The organism is Rhodopirellula islandica (assembly GCF_001027925.1).
In the GTDB taxonomy this organism is placed as follows: domain Bacteria; phylum Planctomycetota; class Planctomycetia; order Pirellulales; family Pirellulaceae; genus Rhodopirellula; species Rhodopirellula islandica.
Map to the genome: position 1 here is coordinate 133,384 of NZ_LECT01000015.1, position 17,179 is coordinate 150,562.

Here is a 17,179-nt window from a genome sequence, read left to right on the forward strand (position 1 = left end):
ATCGCGTTTGCGAAACAATGTCCAGCACGTTAGTCACCGATTTAAATTGGTGAGCGGAAGCATGAGCGTCCGCTCATCATCCCGGGACTGGAAAAGGTGTCGAACACCGAATTGGCTGACGTCGCAGCCGCTCGTTTCGACATCAAACCCGCAACCACTCATCGTTCCCGTGATCCCCTCACTGGTCTTGTTCTTGTTGGCGTCCCAGCCGTAGCTGAGGTTGCCGATCGACGCGCCGCTGAAGCTGATGCTCGCCAGCGTGTTGTCGTTGTTGTACGCCCGTGTTTCGCTCACTCCGTTATTGTAGCTGAGCATGTGAACACAGTGGCCGGCCGCGCCGGCTCGTTTCGGTCTTCCCAAGCGAAGAAGAATCCCCCCTTCTCCTTGCCTAATCAGCCAATTCGGTGTCCGACACCTTTTCCTCTTCCGGTGTCCGACACCTCTTCCTCTTCCTAAGCAGGTCAGTAGGAATGATCGGGCATAATCATGTGAGCCGTTTGGGCGTTAGCCCCGGTTATACGTGGGAGCAACGGCGATTACCGAAACAGCCCAAATGCCGAAAGACTCCTGCCGACCTGCTTAAGCCCCTCGAAAAACAAGTCCTTACGTTATAAGCTAATTCCTCAAACGGAGATCTGACGCATGGTTAAACCACTGCCCCTGCAGATGTTGGTTGTTATCTATTGCACTTGCTGGCTGGTTTCTAGTGAAGCAAGGTGCCAGACTCCGCGAGAGGTTTTGGATTCCTATTTTTCGGCGGCAAGGACAAATTTTGAAGCGATCGAACAGTTCGATCTGTTCATTCGAACAGACATCACGAAAGAGTCGCAGTTTCAAACGCCTGAAGTTGTCACAACGTTCCAGAGGATCGTGTTTGATTCCGACAGCGAACGCTATCTGTTCGCTAGTCGCGGGCAACGGATAAGCATGACGGGTGAGAAGGTCGACTCGTTTCGTGAAGGATTTGTGCTGAATGAAGACACAGTCCGGCGGCTCGGGTCAAGAGGAAATTCGGTTGTGAAGGAAACCGGAGTGAAGCGTGAAGAGGTCTTCGATCAACTTCATTTGCCTGATGTTCGCATCATGCTTTTCCCCAGCCTTGACTCTCGACGGGGGCGATTGTGGCAAGATAACAGCTTCGAATCGTACACCTTGTTCGCGAAACAGGCATCCGAGGTCAAGTTCACGTCAGCCGATGCAATGTCGTTTCGCATGATGTTTGAGAATGGCATCGGTTACAGTTTCCGATTTGACCCAAACACTTTGTTGCCCAGCTACAGCAAATGGTTTTCGGCTGCTGGAGACGACACGAATGTGCTGGGCGAAGGAGATTTTTGGGTGGGAACAGAACAGCGGCATTTTTGTTCCAATACTAGCATCATTCGAGCACAATAGACCGGAACTACCATTGGCCATGGAGGGTTTGCCGCGTGAGGAACTTGCGAAGCAAATTCGAATATTCAAAACCAAGACAAACGTGCAGTTGCATTGGATTTCCATCAACCAAGAGATCGATCCAAAGCTCACATCGCTGTCGATGCTTGACTCAGTTTCGGACTTCTTTCAGCTAACCGATCCACTCGAACAAGGTTTGCCAGTCCTTGATACGTTTCAGACTCCGGGTGATGTGAGCGAAAAATAGCGGGAAAGAGGCGTGTGGAGAGGAAAAAGGTAGCGTTCCAATAATTGTTGAAAGTTGAAGGATGGTCACTTCATTCGCAAATGCATTGAAGCGAATTCATCGAGCCTTCCGAGGCACAACTGCAGCAGGACTTCACGGAGAGAGCATCCAGAGCTCCCAGAACGTACGGGTGGTGCAGAGCGAAATCCAGCTCGATTTCGATTTCCTCGGGCTCGATCCCATGCTCACAACTCATTTCTGCAAGACGGCTTGGCGATACACCCCGGATCAGGTTGCTGACAAGCCAACGCCGGATGGCATGGCTCGACGCGAGTGAATTCGCCTGCGTCGTTGACGCCGCGTTGCAACCATGGTCGATCGGCAGTTCGACCCGACTGGGTGACGAATCGGTTCCAAGGACGTGCACGTCTGACTCCGGGACGATGCCGTCACTCCGGTACCCGAAACGCAGCATCATCTCGCTGTGGTCGGCATCCATTCGACTCACCTGTTCATCCGACAACACAGACATCCACCGCCCGGCAACGCCATGCCGAAAAAAGCGACCGCCAGCGCTACGGTCGCTCAGTTCACAAAAATGGTCCTTGGCTTCGCGTCCTTGCAGCCTCGTCAAGGACGTTCGCTGAATCGTCCGTTGCAATCGATCTTCATCAACAGGGTATCCTAGAAACGAAAGGATTGCTTCGAAGAATCGACCTGGGTTTGCAACCAGATCTTCATAGCGAACCACAAGCGTGGGGAAAAACACATTCTCCGTCCAAGACCGCACGTGTTCAGACCAGGAATCGAGGTACTGGACGACCATCTTGCCATCCCCGCCGACACGATGCGCTCGATTGCACATCATTCGAACCGTTTGATCAATTGAGAGTCCGCAATGATCTGCGTACGAGTCGACCACGTCCATCGGATGACGCAACAGATAGATGGCACGATCCGTCCATTGCGGAACAATCAAAGGCACGTCCGCGATCCTGGCTCTGACACTGTGCGTTTTGACAACTTGGTGCGGCTTCAGTTGCATAGCGACCGATTTCTGAACGGCAAATCGCAGTGATGCGACCCTCGCCGCGTTCCACGATGCAATCGACTGGCCCGCTAGCTCTTCGTAACGTTTCAGCCGACTTTCCGAATGCGAGATTTCGGGGATCCGGTCCAGGGCCACCTCCTTGTCTGTGCCGTCATCATTCCAATAGGCCCACAAGAAAATTCGCACCCAGGTGTTCCCCGACTTCGGGTACGACGCCAACCAGCGAATCATTCCTGGACCGCCTTTGGATCCAAGCCAACCTTGGAGGCGAGTTGCCCTGGCACATGCTCCGGCACCACCGGCATTTGACAGTCGAACACCTTCCGTAAGTCATAGCGATCGTCACGAAAAAGGTCACCCGACCCGACAAACTCTTGACGTGGGTACCAATTGAAACGCAGTCGCTCCGCGTTGCCCCTGACTTTTCTTCCGATCTCATCCGCCTCCCGCCTGATGTCATCTTCGATTTCGCCCCTCCGGATCCGCCCTGCTTGGTCATCGAATCGATATCCCTTCCTTTGGAACAGTGCTTTCAGTTCCTTTGCCGGGGCAACCAGCCGAGTCTCAAATTTCAGTTGGGCCGCATTGTGCTTCTCAACTGCAGACGCGCTTTCATAGCGATAGTACACGTTTGGGAGATGATCCCCGGCTTGATTCCGTCGGTTCAAATCCATCCCCGCCTCGATCAAATGCTGGGCAGTTGCACAGTCAGACAAAAAGATAGCCAGCATCGCAGCGTCGCACCCATCCTCATTGAGTCGATGCAGATCGCCCGAACCAGCCTGGAATCGTTTGATCTTTGCGATCCGCTCCGACTCCAATCCGGAAACGATCGCATGCAACATTGGCATTCCACTCCAATGTTTATGGGTGGTCCAGTGCAGACCTTGACTCTCACAGGACGCCACAATTCGCTCGAAAATTTCGGCTGATGACGACGTGGACGCTTCGGTCAGCACACTCAATCCCGGCATCGTCAATCCTGGAACCCCGGTGTAACTCGTCAATCTCAACGTTGGGTCGGCCCCCAAGTCCAACAGCGCCTGGATTCTTTCCGTCCGTTGAAACGGGAAAGCAAACAAAAGTGGCGTCATTCCCGCAAACCCAACATCATTCACGTCCGCGCCGTTTTTCACTGCCTCACGAATTTGACCGGGATCATTGGCGATGATCGCAGCACACAGTTCCAACGTGCTGGGCGATTGAAAGAAACGCTCGGCGCGCACGCCGTAGTGCTGACGAAATTTGGCTTCGGTCAGTGGGAACAGCGGCCGCTGAATGCCTTCGTCACCTCGCGCCCGCTCACCAACATGACTCGTATCTTCTCGCCACCGAATCACCTGCAACGGAACATTGCTTGCTCTCAAGTCCTTGATGGTCGTCACGTGCTCTTCCTCTCTCGGAATCATCTCCGTCGAGGCAAGCAATGCAGCAATCCCGTCGGGGCTCAGGTCACCGTATGTTGGGTCAAACCGTTTTCTTGCCCGCTGGATTGCCTCCTCGGACGAAAACCCTGCGGCTTCGAGGAAAGCGATCAATCGCTTCAATGCTCGCCGATTTTGAAGAATTCGGTCGTGAGTCCGTTGAGTCATGGGAAACGGCACTGAAAAAACGAGAGAATCGTCCGAAAGAGGAAAAACCGCTAAATCAATCGGCAGCCCCCATCCAGGTCCATAACGGACTGGAAGATTGGGATCCCCCCCCAATTCGAATAACATCACAGCAAGACTGAAAGCCTCGCGAGTAATTGCATGGACGGAGCATGTTTCATTGTTTCCCCAGCCACTCGGGAGGTTGATATCTCCTCCGTGCTTGACAAACGCATTCATCCGCCCCATTCGATTCCCGCCCCTGGCCCACATGATCTGCAACGGAATCGACCGCCGACTGTCATCCATGGTTCGCAAATCAGCCTCATGTTCCAGCACCAACTCCAGGTAGCCGTCGTACCCCGTCTTCGCAGCAAAGCAAGTCGCCGTTTCCCCTGGAAAATCATGCATGACGCTGCGGTGAATTGAAAGACTTGGTTCCGAGGTGAAGGGTGCGTTCGGATCAGCCCCAAGGACCAGCAGCAACTCAAACCTCGCAAATCGCTGGTAGAGACTGGACCAGATCAGTGGGGACACACCTCCAAGACCCGAGGCATTGACATTCGCACCACTTGCAATCGCCGAGCGGATTGCCGTCAAGTCATTGGCCTCGATCGCCTCGCACAATTGAATATCAAGCGGATGGTGAAAATAATTTCCGGCAAGCAATCCAGACTCCCGCCGATATTCCTGCTCCTTCGCCGTGTTGTCTGATCCATCATCTGCCTGCGCCGCCAAGCCCCCCAGCGAGACCACCAGAACATGGACTAAACATCTCCACGGAAATTTCTCATAACGCATTGAACTCTCCCAGTATGTTCCAGCGAAGGCGATCTTCCGCATCCAAGGGCAATGACTCGTCCTCTTCGGTGAACACGCCGTAATCTAGGACGGTACCCTTGTGACTCAGACCCATTTCAACCGGAACAAAACTCAACCAACTCCAATTGATCCGTCCGCTCAAGTCGAGATTGTAGGGCCCGTCGATTTGATATGGTGCCCCGAGTGCCGGGTGGAACAAGTCTTGAACCCAAGCAAGAAGCTTCTCTTTTCCAATGTGAGCCAATGGCCCCGACCCAATCAAAACCGCAACATTGCTCACGACCCGAATGTCGTCCAGGATTGTATTGTAATGGTTTTGAAAATAGCTAAGAAAATCATGTTCCATGTAGTATCGCTCAACCGTATGTGCTGCATTTAAGTACCTTTCTTTCATACCAGGGTACAATTCCGTAGCCTCCCCATCGGCACCAAACAGGACATTCCCATTGCCATCTTGGTGATACATTGCCTCTCGCCGAAGCCCGGCAGCATTGAACGTGTCGGCATTGAAGCCGGAGGTTACGTAAGCCGCTGATGCAAGGCCCCCTCCCAACGAGTGGCCAGTAAACAAAACGGAATACTTCTGCGTCGCTGAATAGAATTTGAAATAGTGTCCGATCTCGAAGGCTTTCAGGTACTGATCCGTCCACTCACCCTGCGCGTTATTAATATCCGTATAAAAATCGGCTTCTTCTTTCTCAGTACCAGCAAAAGACACGATGAATGACTTGGACACATAGTCCATGTACAATGCGACCTTCAGTCCATCAACATTGTGATCAAGAATGGCTTCTTGAATATCTTCAGGGATTTTCAAAAACTCCATTTCCTCTCGCCCTAACATCCGCAGGGACCAATCCGTGCTGCCCTTGAGATCGTAGACCAACTGAGAAGCGAGGAGAGACCGAATGGCTTGGCCATTGGTTCCATGGTCCTCCATGCCAGTTGTGTCGCGGCGATTGAGGTGTTCGTAAAACGATTGTGGTTCGACATTCATTCTCCGGATGGTGTCCGTCCTTTCCCCTCGCCCCGGGACTGCGACCGTTGCCTTGATCCGATCAACCGGCTTGCCCAACATCTCAATCGTTTTCTTCATTCGATTACCACCACTCGCTGTCAAAGCTTGGAGATAGACGTGAATTTGCCCGGTGTTCTGGTTGTACAACAACTGATTCAGATCGTACGCATGACCTGGAGTGATCACTGTGCCGCCGCCTTCGATCGCCGTTGGAATTGCATTCGGTAGCAGCACCCCACCAACTGTCATTCGGATTTCACCGGAGGATGTCTTGCCGGTGAGTTCATCGAATCGAACGCGGACCGCACCGTTGGCTTCGCTTAAACCAGGAGGCATCCTCAAAACAGAAAGCGCCAATGGCCTGTTGCGGCATGCAGTGACACCATCCGGCAGACAAAGAATCTTCCCAATCGCATAGTCATTGTCTTCAAGTTCGTCCTCCCATTCGCTAAATTCAATCACACCTTGATTGTCACTGTCAGTGTCGTAGTCGATCCCCCAAGATGTCGCTTTGATTTTCCCACCATATACGACGGGATGATATGGCTGGCCCACATAGTCTCCGCCGTGACTCTCCGCCGCCTTGTCGTAATCCCATGCCCAGTAAAACTCAATTTCACTGGACCCGAGCTCAAATCCTTCCATGTAAAGTGTGTCTTGGTCACTGTACGAGACCAGGGTGTAAGGAAGCGGACCTTCCTCGCGAGCATAGTCGTCAAGGAACCCAGAAGAACCATTCTGATAGGGACCAATGGACTCGTTTCCCATCACTCGTTGTTCTTTCGTGGGTGAGTCCCACAGCCGAATGGTCTGGTCGGGGTGATACAAAAAGAAGTATCCTGTTTCCTCGTCCATGAGCTCATTCTTGAATTGCCCGAAGTTGAATCGCAACAAATCGGGGTCGGAAACACCTCCATAGTCAAAAATGTCGTCCTGGTCATTCTCGTTGCTATCATTGTGGTTCAGCGAAAGCTCCACTTGTTGCATGACCACAGTGCTTTCACCCCCGTCATCATCAGCAATTGTGACGGTCGCTGGATAGAAGCCCGGTCGACTTTCGCCCTCTTCGAAGTACCTCCGAACCTTGCCCGTGACGGATTGGTACCAACCCAGGTTGTCTCGATAGTCATCGGGCGTGAATGCCTGCTCTGAAACAACACCGTCGGGCCATTCGACGGAAAGAAGGAAAACTTCTTCTGCCGACGGATCACGCCACGATGCGGTCATTTCGTAGTATTGCATTCCTTCTTCTGTTTCCCCTGCGTGAAACACAGGGGAGTTTGACATCGCCGGCGGAACGTTTGCGACTTCAAGCGTGTAGCTTCTTTGATCCTCACCAAAGGCAACCTCCACCAGCACCTCGTCACTCGGGGTCGCGTTCCCAGGGGATGGACCATCGTCTTTGAACACCGCGTAGGCGTAGAAGCTAGTGAAACCATGCCGCAACATATAGTCTTCGGAGCGATGACGAGTGATTTCAGCCTCGCTGAACGTGCCGTCAAAATCAGAGTCGATCTTGATGGTCAGGTCCGGAGTTCGACTCGAACAGTATGGCTCCAGGGTCACATGCAACTCAATGCTGTCACCTTCACGAAGCCCCTTGGACGGGTCAACGTTATAAAGTCCGATGTCTTCAATGGCGAAGTCACCCTCGCATGATGACGACGAGGATGACGACGAAGGCGTTGAACTCGGGTTCGGCGTAAGCGAGGGTGAGGGCGAAGGCACTGGCTCAGGCCCCGGCGGGACCGGCCAATTTGTCGGCGATGGCGGTTGGGTTGGATTCGGATCGTTCTCCGGAAGTCCGGAGGAGGTAGGATCCGGTGGGCTCGTGGGGTCCGGAGAAGTCGGGTCACCGGTTGGTCCATCACCGGTTGGCCCGCCGTCAGTTGGGTCGCTGGGGTATTCTGGAATTGATGTGGGACTGGGACCCTGGCTAGTAGGCTGTGAAGTTGCTGACGGATTAGAAGGACTGTCGTCTGGGCCCGACTCGCCAGGATCCGTCCACTGCGTTGGAGTGAGCGTTGGTAGAGGAAAATCAGTTGGTTGACAAACGCCCCCCGTGCTCACGCGGTCGAACGAGCCAACGTGAGCCAACCAGTCCCATTCCTGCCAGGTCGGCGAACCGGTGCCCATTGAGTCCACCGCGTCACCACAAGACATCGTACTACTCAAGGTCCCAGACATTGTCGCTGAAGATGACGACGTCATGTCATCTGATGATGGAGTCCCCGCACCGGTATCGGGCCGACAACCATCGGCGGGAGTCATGATTGTCCCTTCCGGGCAACCACGGGAAAGGTAGGCGTCAGACGTTTGAACCCCGGATGACAGGGGAAACGGAGTTGGGTCGGCAAGCGTGCCGTCCGCCGCCAGCATCAGCCGCTGCGTCAACATCTCCACTCGCAGCAAACGCCGGTGGACCAACTGCCGGCGGGACAGTTTCTGAACCTCGTTACCGGCGTCACTTTCCTGACCGCTCTTGAATCGCATTCCTCTGTCTCCCATTTGGGTGGAACCAGGACCCAAGAAGTTCTAGAGCACACCAGCCCTCAATGCAAGGAAATTTGGGATTGCACAATAGCACCACCTCTGCGCAAGAGCCTCCCTCCCAACAAAACCATCCACCAAAACGCCACAAGAGGGGTGCCGCACAGGCACCGCCGAACACAAAAGCAATCAGGTCAATCGACTGAATACCCAAGTCATCAAAGGCTCGCCTGAGCAAACGTTCAGGTCCACAGCGCCACCGACCGCCCCTGAGCCACGTACGGCCTGCCGCCTCACTACGCAAGGTGCCAGCCACTGCGCAAGGTGCCAGCCACCTTACCGGTTTCATCGCTGCCTAGCGGACGAAATTGCTTTCCACTTGTTTTCCTCGAGGTGGACGCACTGCCAGGCAGAACCGCGGAGCGGTGAAATCCGAAAGCCTCGGGTTTCAACCCGAGGTCCGGGGGCACCCAGCCCTTCAGGCAAGCCGCGGAGCGGCGGCAGCCGGCTGGAGAAACCGCCCAACCTTCGTCGCTCGGCAACTTCGCCCCCACTCATCGGCCGCGGGGCGGTACCTTCGAATGCCACCCGTGAACCAGTTGGCCTTCAACGACAATCCATTCCTCACTGCCCCGTTTCGTTCATCCGTTCTTGTAGCAATTTCAGGGCGGTCGAAAAGATCTCGACGTCGGGAGCCAGCTCGGCGGCTCGCTGCAGTTGTTTTTCCGCCGCGGGCAAATCACCGGACAAGTACAACGCCAGTCCGTATCGGTACTGAACGTCGGCGTTGTCAGAAGCCAACTTGGCGTCTCGCCCCAACAAAGGCAGTTCATCCAGTCGAAGCTGGTTGGCTTTCTCAGAGGCCTGCTTCTGCAACGCATCGAGCGTCCCGCTGCCACCAAACAATTGCACAATCGCTGATTGAGCCGCTCGGGACTGGCCAGCGGCAGCCACCAATTGATCCAGCATTGCGGCGTAATTCGTCCGCGGACCGGACATTTCCGGCTGAACCCGAATCGCGTTCTCATAGGACTGCACCGCTTCCAAGTAGTCCCCGCGTTGTTCACTGAGTGAGGCCCACGCCATGTGAGCACCAGCTCGATCCGAAGCCACCATCAGCTCCTCTTTGATCGCATCGATCGCTGCATCAGCCTGCTTCTGCCGGGTTCCCGAAAGAGTCTGATAGCCGCCCGACGAAACCAATGCCTTGGTCGCTTCGCTGCGAACCAACCGAGAAGGATCCTTCAACAGTGGCGTCAAAATTTTCACCGCGTCCGATGGACTGCTTGCTCCCATCACGCGCGCCGCCGTCGCCCGAAGAATCGGATGTTCACTCGGATCCTTCAGCACCGTTTTCGCAGCGGAGATCGCCTCTCGGCCACGACCGTTTTGAAGCAATTCATCCAGCGTTGTCGCACGTGCCAGCACCGGAGCGATCTCCGGCGGCTGTGTCACGTACCGCAGTGCTTTGGAAACGATGGCAGAGTCGCCCGTTCGCAGTCCCGCCAAGATCTCGCCATAGTGCGCCGGAGTCTGACGGTTGTCGCCATACCACTTCTCACAAGCTTCGTCGCACCACTGATCGGTTTTCGAGATCGCCTCGGCAACCTCCTCGTCGCCTTCCGAAGCGGCCAGCAGCCAATCTTGGTACAGCGTCAGCGAGTCACGTTTGTCCGCGGAAATGCTTTCGAGCTGATCCTTCACATGGCAACTGCTGCATGCGTTGGGCGTCCCAATGGAAACAGACAGATCCGGCCGGGGAACTCGCAAGCTATGGTCGCGCCGAGGGTCGACTTCCATGTACGTCGTGTGAGGCATGTGGCAATTGACGCACTTTGCACCTTCCGAACCCACCGCGTGATGATGGTGCGATGGCACATCGTATTTCCCCGCTGCGTGCTGATGGCAAGACGTGCAGGTTTCGTTGCCAGGATGCTTCAGTTCCAAAGAGTGCGGGTCATGACAGTCCGTGCATCGGATTCCCTTGTGGAACATCTTGCTCTGCACAAACGATCCATACACATAGACTTCGTCTTTGATCTGGCCATCGTCATGGTACGTGTCACCACGAAGCAGTTCCAAATTGAAGTGACTGCAAAACGGATCGCCCGCTTGATAGTCCGCGTCCAGCACACTGCGTCGACTGTGGCACGGAGCGCAAGCTTCCAACTGCCCGGTTGGATCTTCCCCTTTGAGTTTGGCCAGACCATATCCGTGGTGCCGATCCCAGAACAACGAATTCCCACGCGCCATCTCAACATGCAGACTGGCGGGACCATGGCAGGCTTCGCAACTGACATCCATCTCCGAAAACGTCGTGTGATAAGTCAGCGTTCCGACGTCATGATTGGTTTTCAAATTCGTTGAGTGACAATCGGCACACATCGTTTGCCAACGTTGGGCCACGCCCGTCCAGTGCAATGGATCGCCTGGCTCGAGCTTTTCCGGCACGTCCGGCGGACGCAAGTAGAACCACTCTTTTCGATTCGTGTCCCAACTGATCCGCAGGACTTGCAGGCGTCCGATCTCATCCTCACTGGCCTTCGGATCGCGATCGAACTCGACCATGTATTGCTGAAGCGGATCGACTCCGAACACATACTTCACCTCGAAATCCTGCATCTCACCATCGGGACCTTCGGTGTGGATCATGAACCGTCCACCGTCACGAAACAGCCGGTTCTGTAATCCATCATGCTCGAAGATCACGTCGTTGAAATCGCCCAGCACGGTTTCATCCGTGGCCACGTCCATGGCCAAATCGTGATGCGAACCCTGAAAGGCCAACGACTCCGTCTGGTGACACTCGACGCAGGCATCTCGGCCGACATAAGTGGCCACGGCGGAATCAGGCAGTCCCGTGAAGTAGTCCGCGGCAACCGCGCCAGCGATCAACACGACCACGGAAACGAAGACCAGCGTCAACGGTCGCTTGAGTTGATTTCGAAGGGCGAGCAACATGAAGGCCGAACAGGGAAGGAAAGGGGAGGGTGGGGCAGGACAGATCAAACCAACCGACAAGTGATCCGGTCCTTGGCGAGGCGGGATCTTCGAGTTTACTCGCGGGAGGCTTCCAAACCACTCTTCATCAGCTCAACCGCACGCAACCGCATCTGGTAAACAAGAGTCTCGACCGGCAGCATTTCGACCGGCGGTTTCGCGAGATCTTCGCCGGTGACGATTCGCGGAATTCGTTCGGCTTTCTCAGAAGGAATCGCCCTCTCCAATCTTCGTGCGGTCGCCAACAATTGTTCAGCCAAACGAAACGAGGCAGCGGGACCAGACAATGAATCGACATCATTCTTGCCAGCTCCAGAGACCTTTGACCGCTGATCAGCCGGATCCGAAAGCGGATCGATTTCGGAATCCAAGACCGACCCATCCAGCACGCTTCCACGTCTCTGAATGATGTTCAACACGTCATCCAACATCCCATCGCCGGTTGGAACGGGAGCGACGCCCTCAAGAGCCTTTTGGATTTTCTCCGTTGCCCGGTCGGAAGACGGAACCACCGGCGTGTCGACTGTTGGCAACTCCAACTTTTTCCAATCATCAACCGGTGGCTGAGCGATCGCCAATGTCGCGATCAGTGCCAAAGAGATTCCCGGCACGATCCTGCCACACCAGCACTTTGTTTGAGCAAGCGGTTGTTGGCTCCATGATCCTTGGCCCATTCGCTTTACCATTGATCCATCCGTTGGTCGATTCATCGGGTTCCATCCTGTTCGGGAGGCGGTGCTTTTCGGCCGGGCATTTGAGCAGGCGGCACGGCGACAATCCGGCCGCCACCAGGAGTGCTGGCTGAGACCAGTCGGGACGCCGCCGCAGCACGGCGGCGAAGCGGTGCCAAGGCTCGATCCGCATGCATTGTGACATCGGACAACAACGCGTCCACTCGATTTCGCAGCACGCCCGACGCGGCAAGTGCTGGAATCGCCACCAGCAATCCACCAACCGTTGTGACCAGTGCTTGATAAATCCCCTCTGCCAAATCTCCCGCACCAGCAGCACCACGAGTCGCGGCGACTTGGCGAAACGCGAAAATCATTCCGGTCACCGTTCCCAGCAACCCAACCATCGGAGCCAGGTTGGCAATCATCGCCAGATAATCGATCCGCCGCAGCATGCGAGAGGACTGATCCACCAGCGCGTCTTCGACCGACTTTTCGACTTCCGGCCATCCATATTCGCGATGGTTCAATCCAACCGCGATGACCCCCGCCAGAACACTTGGATTCTGACGCAGCAAGGTTTCCGCTTCCGCCAATCGCGACGACTGGAGCGCCGTTGCGACTCCTTCACTGAGCTTGTCCGGCACAACATCACGACGCCGCAGAGCCAACGATTGATCGACCACCAAGTAGACCGCCGCAATGCTGAAGGCGAGCAACACGAACAAGATCATCAAGCCCGGGATTCCACCGCTGGTCACAATCGACCAAATGGAATCCGGCTTTGGTGCCGGCACCTCTCCCTGCAACAGAAGCTGCCAGAAAAGCATGTTGTCATTCAGATCGCGAAGCACGGTTCCCATCATTGCCCCTCCTCCCCGGTTCGGCCCACCGACAACAAAAACTCTGCATCCGCGAGCAGTGGATCACTCCACGCCAACCGCAGCACCCCATCACGTTGCAGTTTCTGAACCAAGTGTTCATGCTCGTCTCGCAACCGACTTTCAATCCGATCGACTCGCCCCTTGGCTTGCGCCCAAGACAAAATCAACATCGAAAAAACAGCCATGGGCAACACCGACAACAACAAACTGGTCAGCATCATCGACATGTCAGGGCGGGGAAACTTGTTCAAGTCGCCGGCCACGCCTTCGGCTTGCAGCACATCTCGCATCGTCGAATAACTGGCGTCAAAGTAGCCTCGATAGAGCGCCACGAGCGGCCCGGTCATCAACAACCAAAACAGCAGTGTCCCGGCCAGCCCAGCGGCATTGGCGAACCAAGTCGTCGTGGATCCCTGAGTGATCGCAGTATCAAACGATTTCTGCGAGGACTCTTGCAGCGTTTCGATCCCCGCCAAGGAAGCAACCGGGGTGTCGGGAGATGACTCCAGGTCGGCTTCAATGGAACCATGACGCAACTGATTCAACTCCGCTCGAAATCGCCGCGCCATGGGCCCCAGTCGATCTGCGACCGACGCCGCTGTTCGCTGCCGCAACCCACTGCGCAAGTCCATGTCCGCAGCACGTTGATCATTCAGATTACGGGCTCCGGCGTAGACCGCCCCGATCAACGAGGGCAAGGACCCCGACAACGACAGCAGCACACGATCCCAGGCTCCATGGGTCAAGTTCAACAGCGACAACACCGTTCGATAGGGGAACCAAATCGCGGCGGTGTCCGCCATCAACGACAATCGCAGTCGACTCCGGATCGCAGCCCGCAGTGGCGTCGTCCCACCGAGCAGCGTCCCGGCCACTTCCGATGGCAACCGAGTGGCTTCCGCGTTTAATCGGTCCACCGCGTTGGTCAGTTCTGGCAACTGAGTTTGCAACACCGAAGCGACTGCGGCAGAAAAACGGGCGTCGAGCGCGGACAACCGTGTGCTGCGACGCTGATCGCCTCCCCCCGACTCACAGATGGCTTCCTCGATTCGGCGTCCCAATGTTTCCGCCAACTGAATTCCGATTTCGTCTTCGCCCTGCTCATCAATTTCAAAATCACGGACGATCACGGCAGGAGCAATCTGGCTCTGCGGGGCAGTCGATCGCAACCGAGCCACCAACGCCTCCACGTCGGCATCGAGCGAATCATCATGGACGTCCGCCATGTTGACCACGGGAATCACAACGGAACCTTCCGAGGCCGCTGCCAACCCCGAAACCCTTTGGCTCCGCAATTGATCACGACGAACCACCATCACCAAAACCGACGCGGTCGACAAAGCTCGCTGGGCAACGCCAGCGATTGCTCGTCGGTCGTCGGTTGCCCCTGGAGCATCGACCAACAAGTACGGCGAACCGATCGATCGCATTTTCCCGGCGTCACAGGCGATGAACCGTTCGTGGCGAGCGTCCAAGTCAGCGGGCGGTTTGGGACCAATCCAAGTCAACTTCTCCGTGGCTTCGTCCAGCGAATTGCCACTGCGAATGGCATCGACCGGACCACCACGAATCATTTGCCGGACCAACCAAGACTTGCCTTGACCGGTGGCTCCCACCACGGCCACCACCACCGAACTGGACACCCGATCGGTCAAAATCATCTCGCGAGCTTCCGCGTGATCGCGACAAAGCTCGCCGATCTCTCGGCCGGTTTGACTGTTCCCAAGCACACGATCAGCCGCGCGATGGACTCGCTGCAAGAACCGATCCCCCGAGTCATCCATCACAACCGCATTCATCGCTTGGCTCCTGATTCGTTGGACGAGTCACCGGCACGCGTTTTCGCCCCCGTGGGTCGGGGCAGCAATCGCTTCAGCTCGGATACAAACTCATCCCGCACACGAAACAATGACACCATCTTCTCAGGTGGCTCGCCGCTAGTAATTCGCGAGGGTGGCAACGTCACATTGGTGTTGCCCACTCGCACGTCCATCGGTGGATCTGGCCGGGCCACCCCCAGTTCGTCACACAACACGGCCAAGAAATCCGCCAACTGTTGCCGGGCGGCTTGTTGGCTGACATCTTGCGTTCCGCGATTGGCGGCCCACATCGTCGACATGATGGTCAGTCCTGCGGCGGCGAGCATTTCCGGAATCGATGCTGCAAGAATCGCATTGGCTCCCAGGTCGACCGGGATCATGAGGACTGCGCCGAAGGTTGCAAACAGTGCCGCCAGTGGAGTCAGCCCGGTCGCGATTTTCCGATGCACGGGAACCTCCGCCCACATTTGGCGAACCGCCGTGTCGAGTCGTCGAGGATCCAACGTCGTGAAGTCGTCTTGTTCGAATCGCAGAACCGCTCGCTCGACAGGTTCCCGAAAAACTGAGACCTCGGCCTCCGACGCTGAACGACCACCGGATTCGGACGCGAGATGCGTCAGCACGGTCGTTCCCCCGTGGCGTTCGATCTCGTTGATCAATCCCGTCGGTTCGATCAAGCCACCGTATTCGCCACTTCGAAATCGCCCCTTGATGTCGTCCGCAGCGCGCCGCGAAACCGCTGTTGGTGTCAGGTTGCGAATGAAGTCCCCCGCCCCGCCGACCACTCGTCGGAGCGTCGAGTTGAGCCGCACGCCCCAGCGGGCGTACCACGGCGCGGTGGCTGCAAATGATTCACTGAGCTGTCGTATGATTCGTTCGCTTTGGTGCAATCGCAGCTCGATCACTTCACCGCCAATCTTTCGATGAGCGAAGTACTCCAGCGCCGAGTCCAACAACACCTGTTGGCACTGGCGAGTTTTCTCAAAGGACTCGTCAGCATCACGACGAATGGATTCGACGCCTTGATTCCAAATCGCATCTTCCAGGTTGATACGAAGAGCCTGATGCAACTGCGAGAACAGCACACCGCGATCCAGTTTGGACGGCAACGTCTGCAACAAACGATCCTCTTCGATGACCGCCGGTGGATTGTTGTCAGGGTCTTCACTGACCGCGAAAAAGACTGGAAGTGGCTCCGGTTCGTGTTCGCGTTGCAAATCAGATTCTGCCGGTACCATCGCATCGCGCTGCGTGTGCTGCTCGCCCACGATCGGTATGAACGGACGACTCGATGGAACATCAAAATCGTAGGCGGCATACAGCGTGGCAACACCGTACCGCTTGACCAGCGGATCGAATGTTTCGTGAACCTGATCCGGTGTTTGGCGTGGCCGCACTTTATTGACCGCCAACATGCGAGGCACACCGGGCATCAAATCCGACGCGATTCGCAGCAAGTCCGCCAAGGTCGTGTCACGTGAAGACTCCGCTCCAGTGACAATTAAAAACGCAGAACACAACGTCGCCGCACGGCCCAACAACTCACGTCGTTGCTCGGGCGACCCCAATCCGAACTCCTCGTCAGAAACGATGTCGGGACAATCCAGCAAACCGACGCCCACTTCATCGAGCCCCGGGTCGGTCGCGAGCAACGGAACCGACAACAACGACGCGTCCCCGTCTCGGTTGTTGTACTGTTCTGCCGCCTGCTCTGGATCGAGAGCCAATTCCTCGGGAGCGTTCCCCAACGAATCGCCAATTCGCGTGATCAACAAACTCCACAGTTCCACGTCCGATCGCCAACTCTGCGGAAGCCACAGCACAAACCGATGTGTCCCCTGCCGGTTGCTGGTCCCACGCAACGTGCGTCGTTGCCCAGCGGATGAGAGAAACGAACTGACCAGGCTTGTCTTGCCGCTGTTCAACATCCCTGAAACAGCGATCGTGGGTCGGTCGACCAACTTCGAAGCCGTGTGCAGTCGCCGGCCGGCCGCCAACGTGGCGAGGGATTGAGCGTTCTCAATCCGCCGCAGCGCCGTCAGATAACTTTCTCGCCCCTCAGAGGGCGCGATGCGTGCCACCGCCGCTCGTCGATCATCGTCTTCCAACAAAGACAACAACGCCGGCCAATCCACCGACGGATCTTTTGTGGAACGTCGCAATGGAAACATGAACGAATTGACGCCAACGACTTAACAATGAAACAGAACGTG

Annotated in this window: 10 protein-coding genes; 1 reads left to right on the top strand and 9 read right to left on the bottom strand. The window is 55.9% G+C overall.

All coding sequences use genetic code 11. The annotated features are described in order from the left end of the window. Nucleotides 1-33: 33 nt before the first annotated feature. Nucleotides 34-315: a hypothetical protein gene (locus RISK_RS06220; protein WP_160311405.1), complete on the bottom strand. Its 282-nt coding sequence runs from the start codon at nt 313-315 to the stop codon at nt 34-36. A 910-nt stretch (nt 316-1,225) separates the two neighbouring features. Between RISK_RS06220 and RISK_RS31390 the strand changes: the two genes are divergently transcribed. Next, complete coding sequence (locus RISK_RS31390) at nt 1,226-1,642, top strand: hypothetical protein (RefSeq protein WP_150122504.1); 417 nt, start codon at nt 1,226-1,228, stop codon at nt 1,640-1,642. A 70-nt stretch (nt 1,643-1,712) separates the two neighbouring features. Here the strand turns inward: RISK_RS31390 and RISK_RS06235 are convergent, their stop codons facing one another. The 8 genes from RISK_RS06235 to RISK_RS06270 all read right to left on the bottom strand — a co-directional run bounded on the left by RISK_RS06235 (nt 1,713) and on the right by RISK_RS06270 (nt 17,137). Continuing rightward, the gene (locus RISK_RS06235) at nt 1,713-2,903 is read right to left on the bottom strand and encodes a sulfotransferase domain-containing protein (protein ID WP_047813410.1); all 1,191 of its coding nucleotides are present in this window, start codon (nt 2,901-2,903) and stop codon (nt 1,713-1,715) included. After that, nucleotides 2,900-5,062, bottom strand: a complete 2,163-nt coding sequence (locus tag RISK_RS06240; RefSeq protein WP_150122505.1) for a hypothetical protein — start codon at nt 5,060-5,062, stop codon at nt 2,900-2,902. The genes RISK_RS06235 and RISK_RS06240 overlap by 4 nt, the downstream gene beginning before the upstream one ends. Then, nucleotides 5,052-8,594 carry a hypothetical protein gene (locus RISK_RS06245; protein WP_160311406.1) on the bottom strand — a complete coding sequence of 1,181 codons (3,543 nt, stop codon included), beginning with the start codon at nt 8,592-8,594 and terminating at the stop codon, nt 5,052-5,054. The genes RISK_RS06240 and RISK_RS06245 overlap by 11 nt, the downstream gene beginning before the upstream one ends. 621 nt (nt 8,595-9,215) lie before the next feature. Then, entirely contained in the window at nt 9,216-11,552 is a 2,337-nt protein-coding gene (locus tag RISK_RS06250; protein ID WP_047813413.1) for a HEAT repeat domain-containing protein, read from the bottom strand. A 95-nt stretch (nt 11,553-11,647) separates the two neighbouring features. After that, complete coding sequence (locus RISK_RS06255) at nt 11,648-12,202, bottom strand: hypothetical protein (RefSeq protein ID WP_236696078.1); 555 nt, start codon at nt 12,200-12,202, stop codon at nt 11,648-11,650. A gap of 95 nt (nt 12,203-12,297) precedes the next feature. After that, on the bottom strand, nt 12,298-13,128 hold the full coding sequence (locus RISK_RS06260; RefSeq protein WP_047813415.1) for a MotA/TolQ/ExbB proton channel family protein: 831 nt from the start codon (nt 13,126-13,128) through the stop codon (nt 12,298-12,300). Then, nucleotides 13,125-14,945: a hypothetical protein gene (locus RISK_RS06265; protein WP_047813416.1), complete on the bottom strand. Its 1,821-nt coding sequence runs from the start codon at nt 14,943-14,945 to the stop codon at nt 13,125-13,127. The genes RISK_RS06260 and RISK_RS06265 overlap by 4 nt, the downstream gene beginning before the upstream one ends. Beyond that, entirely contained in the window at nt 14,942-17,137 is a 2,196-nt protein-coding gene (locus RISK_RS06270; RefSeq protein ID WP_047813417.1) for a hypothetical protein, read from the bottom strand. The genes RISK_RS06265 and RISK_RS06270 overlap by 4 nt, the downstream gene beginning before the upstream one ends. Nucleotides 17,138-17,179 lie beyond the last annotated feature (42 nt).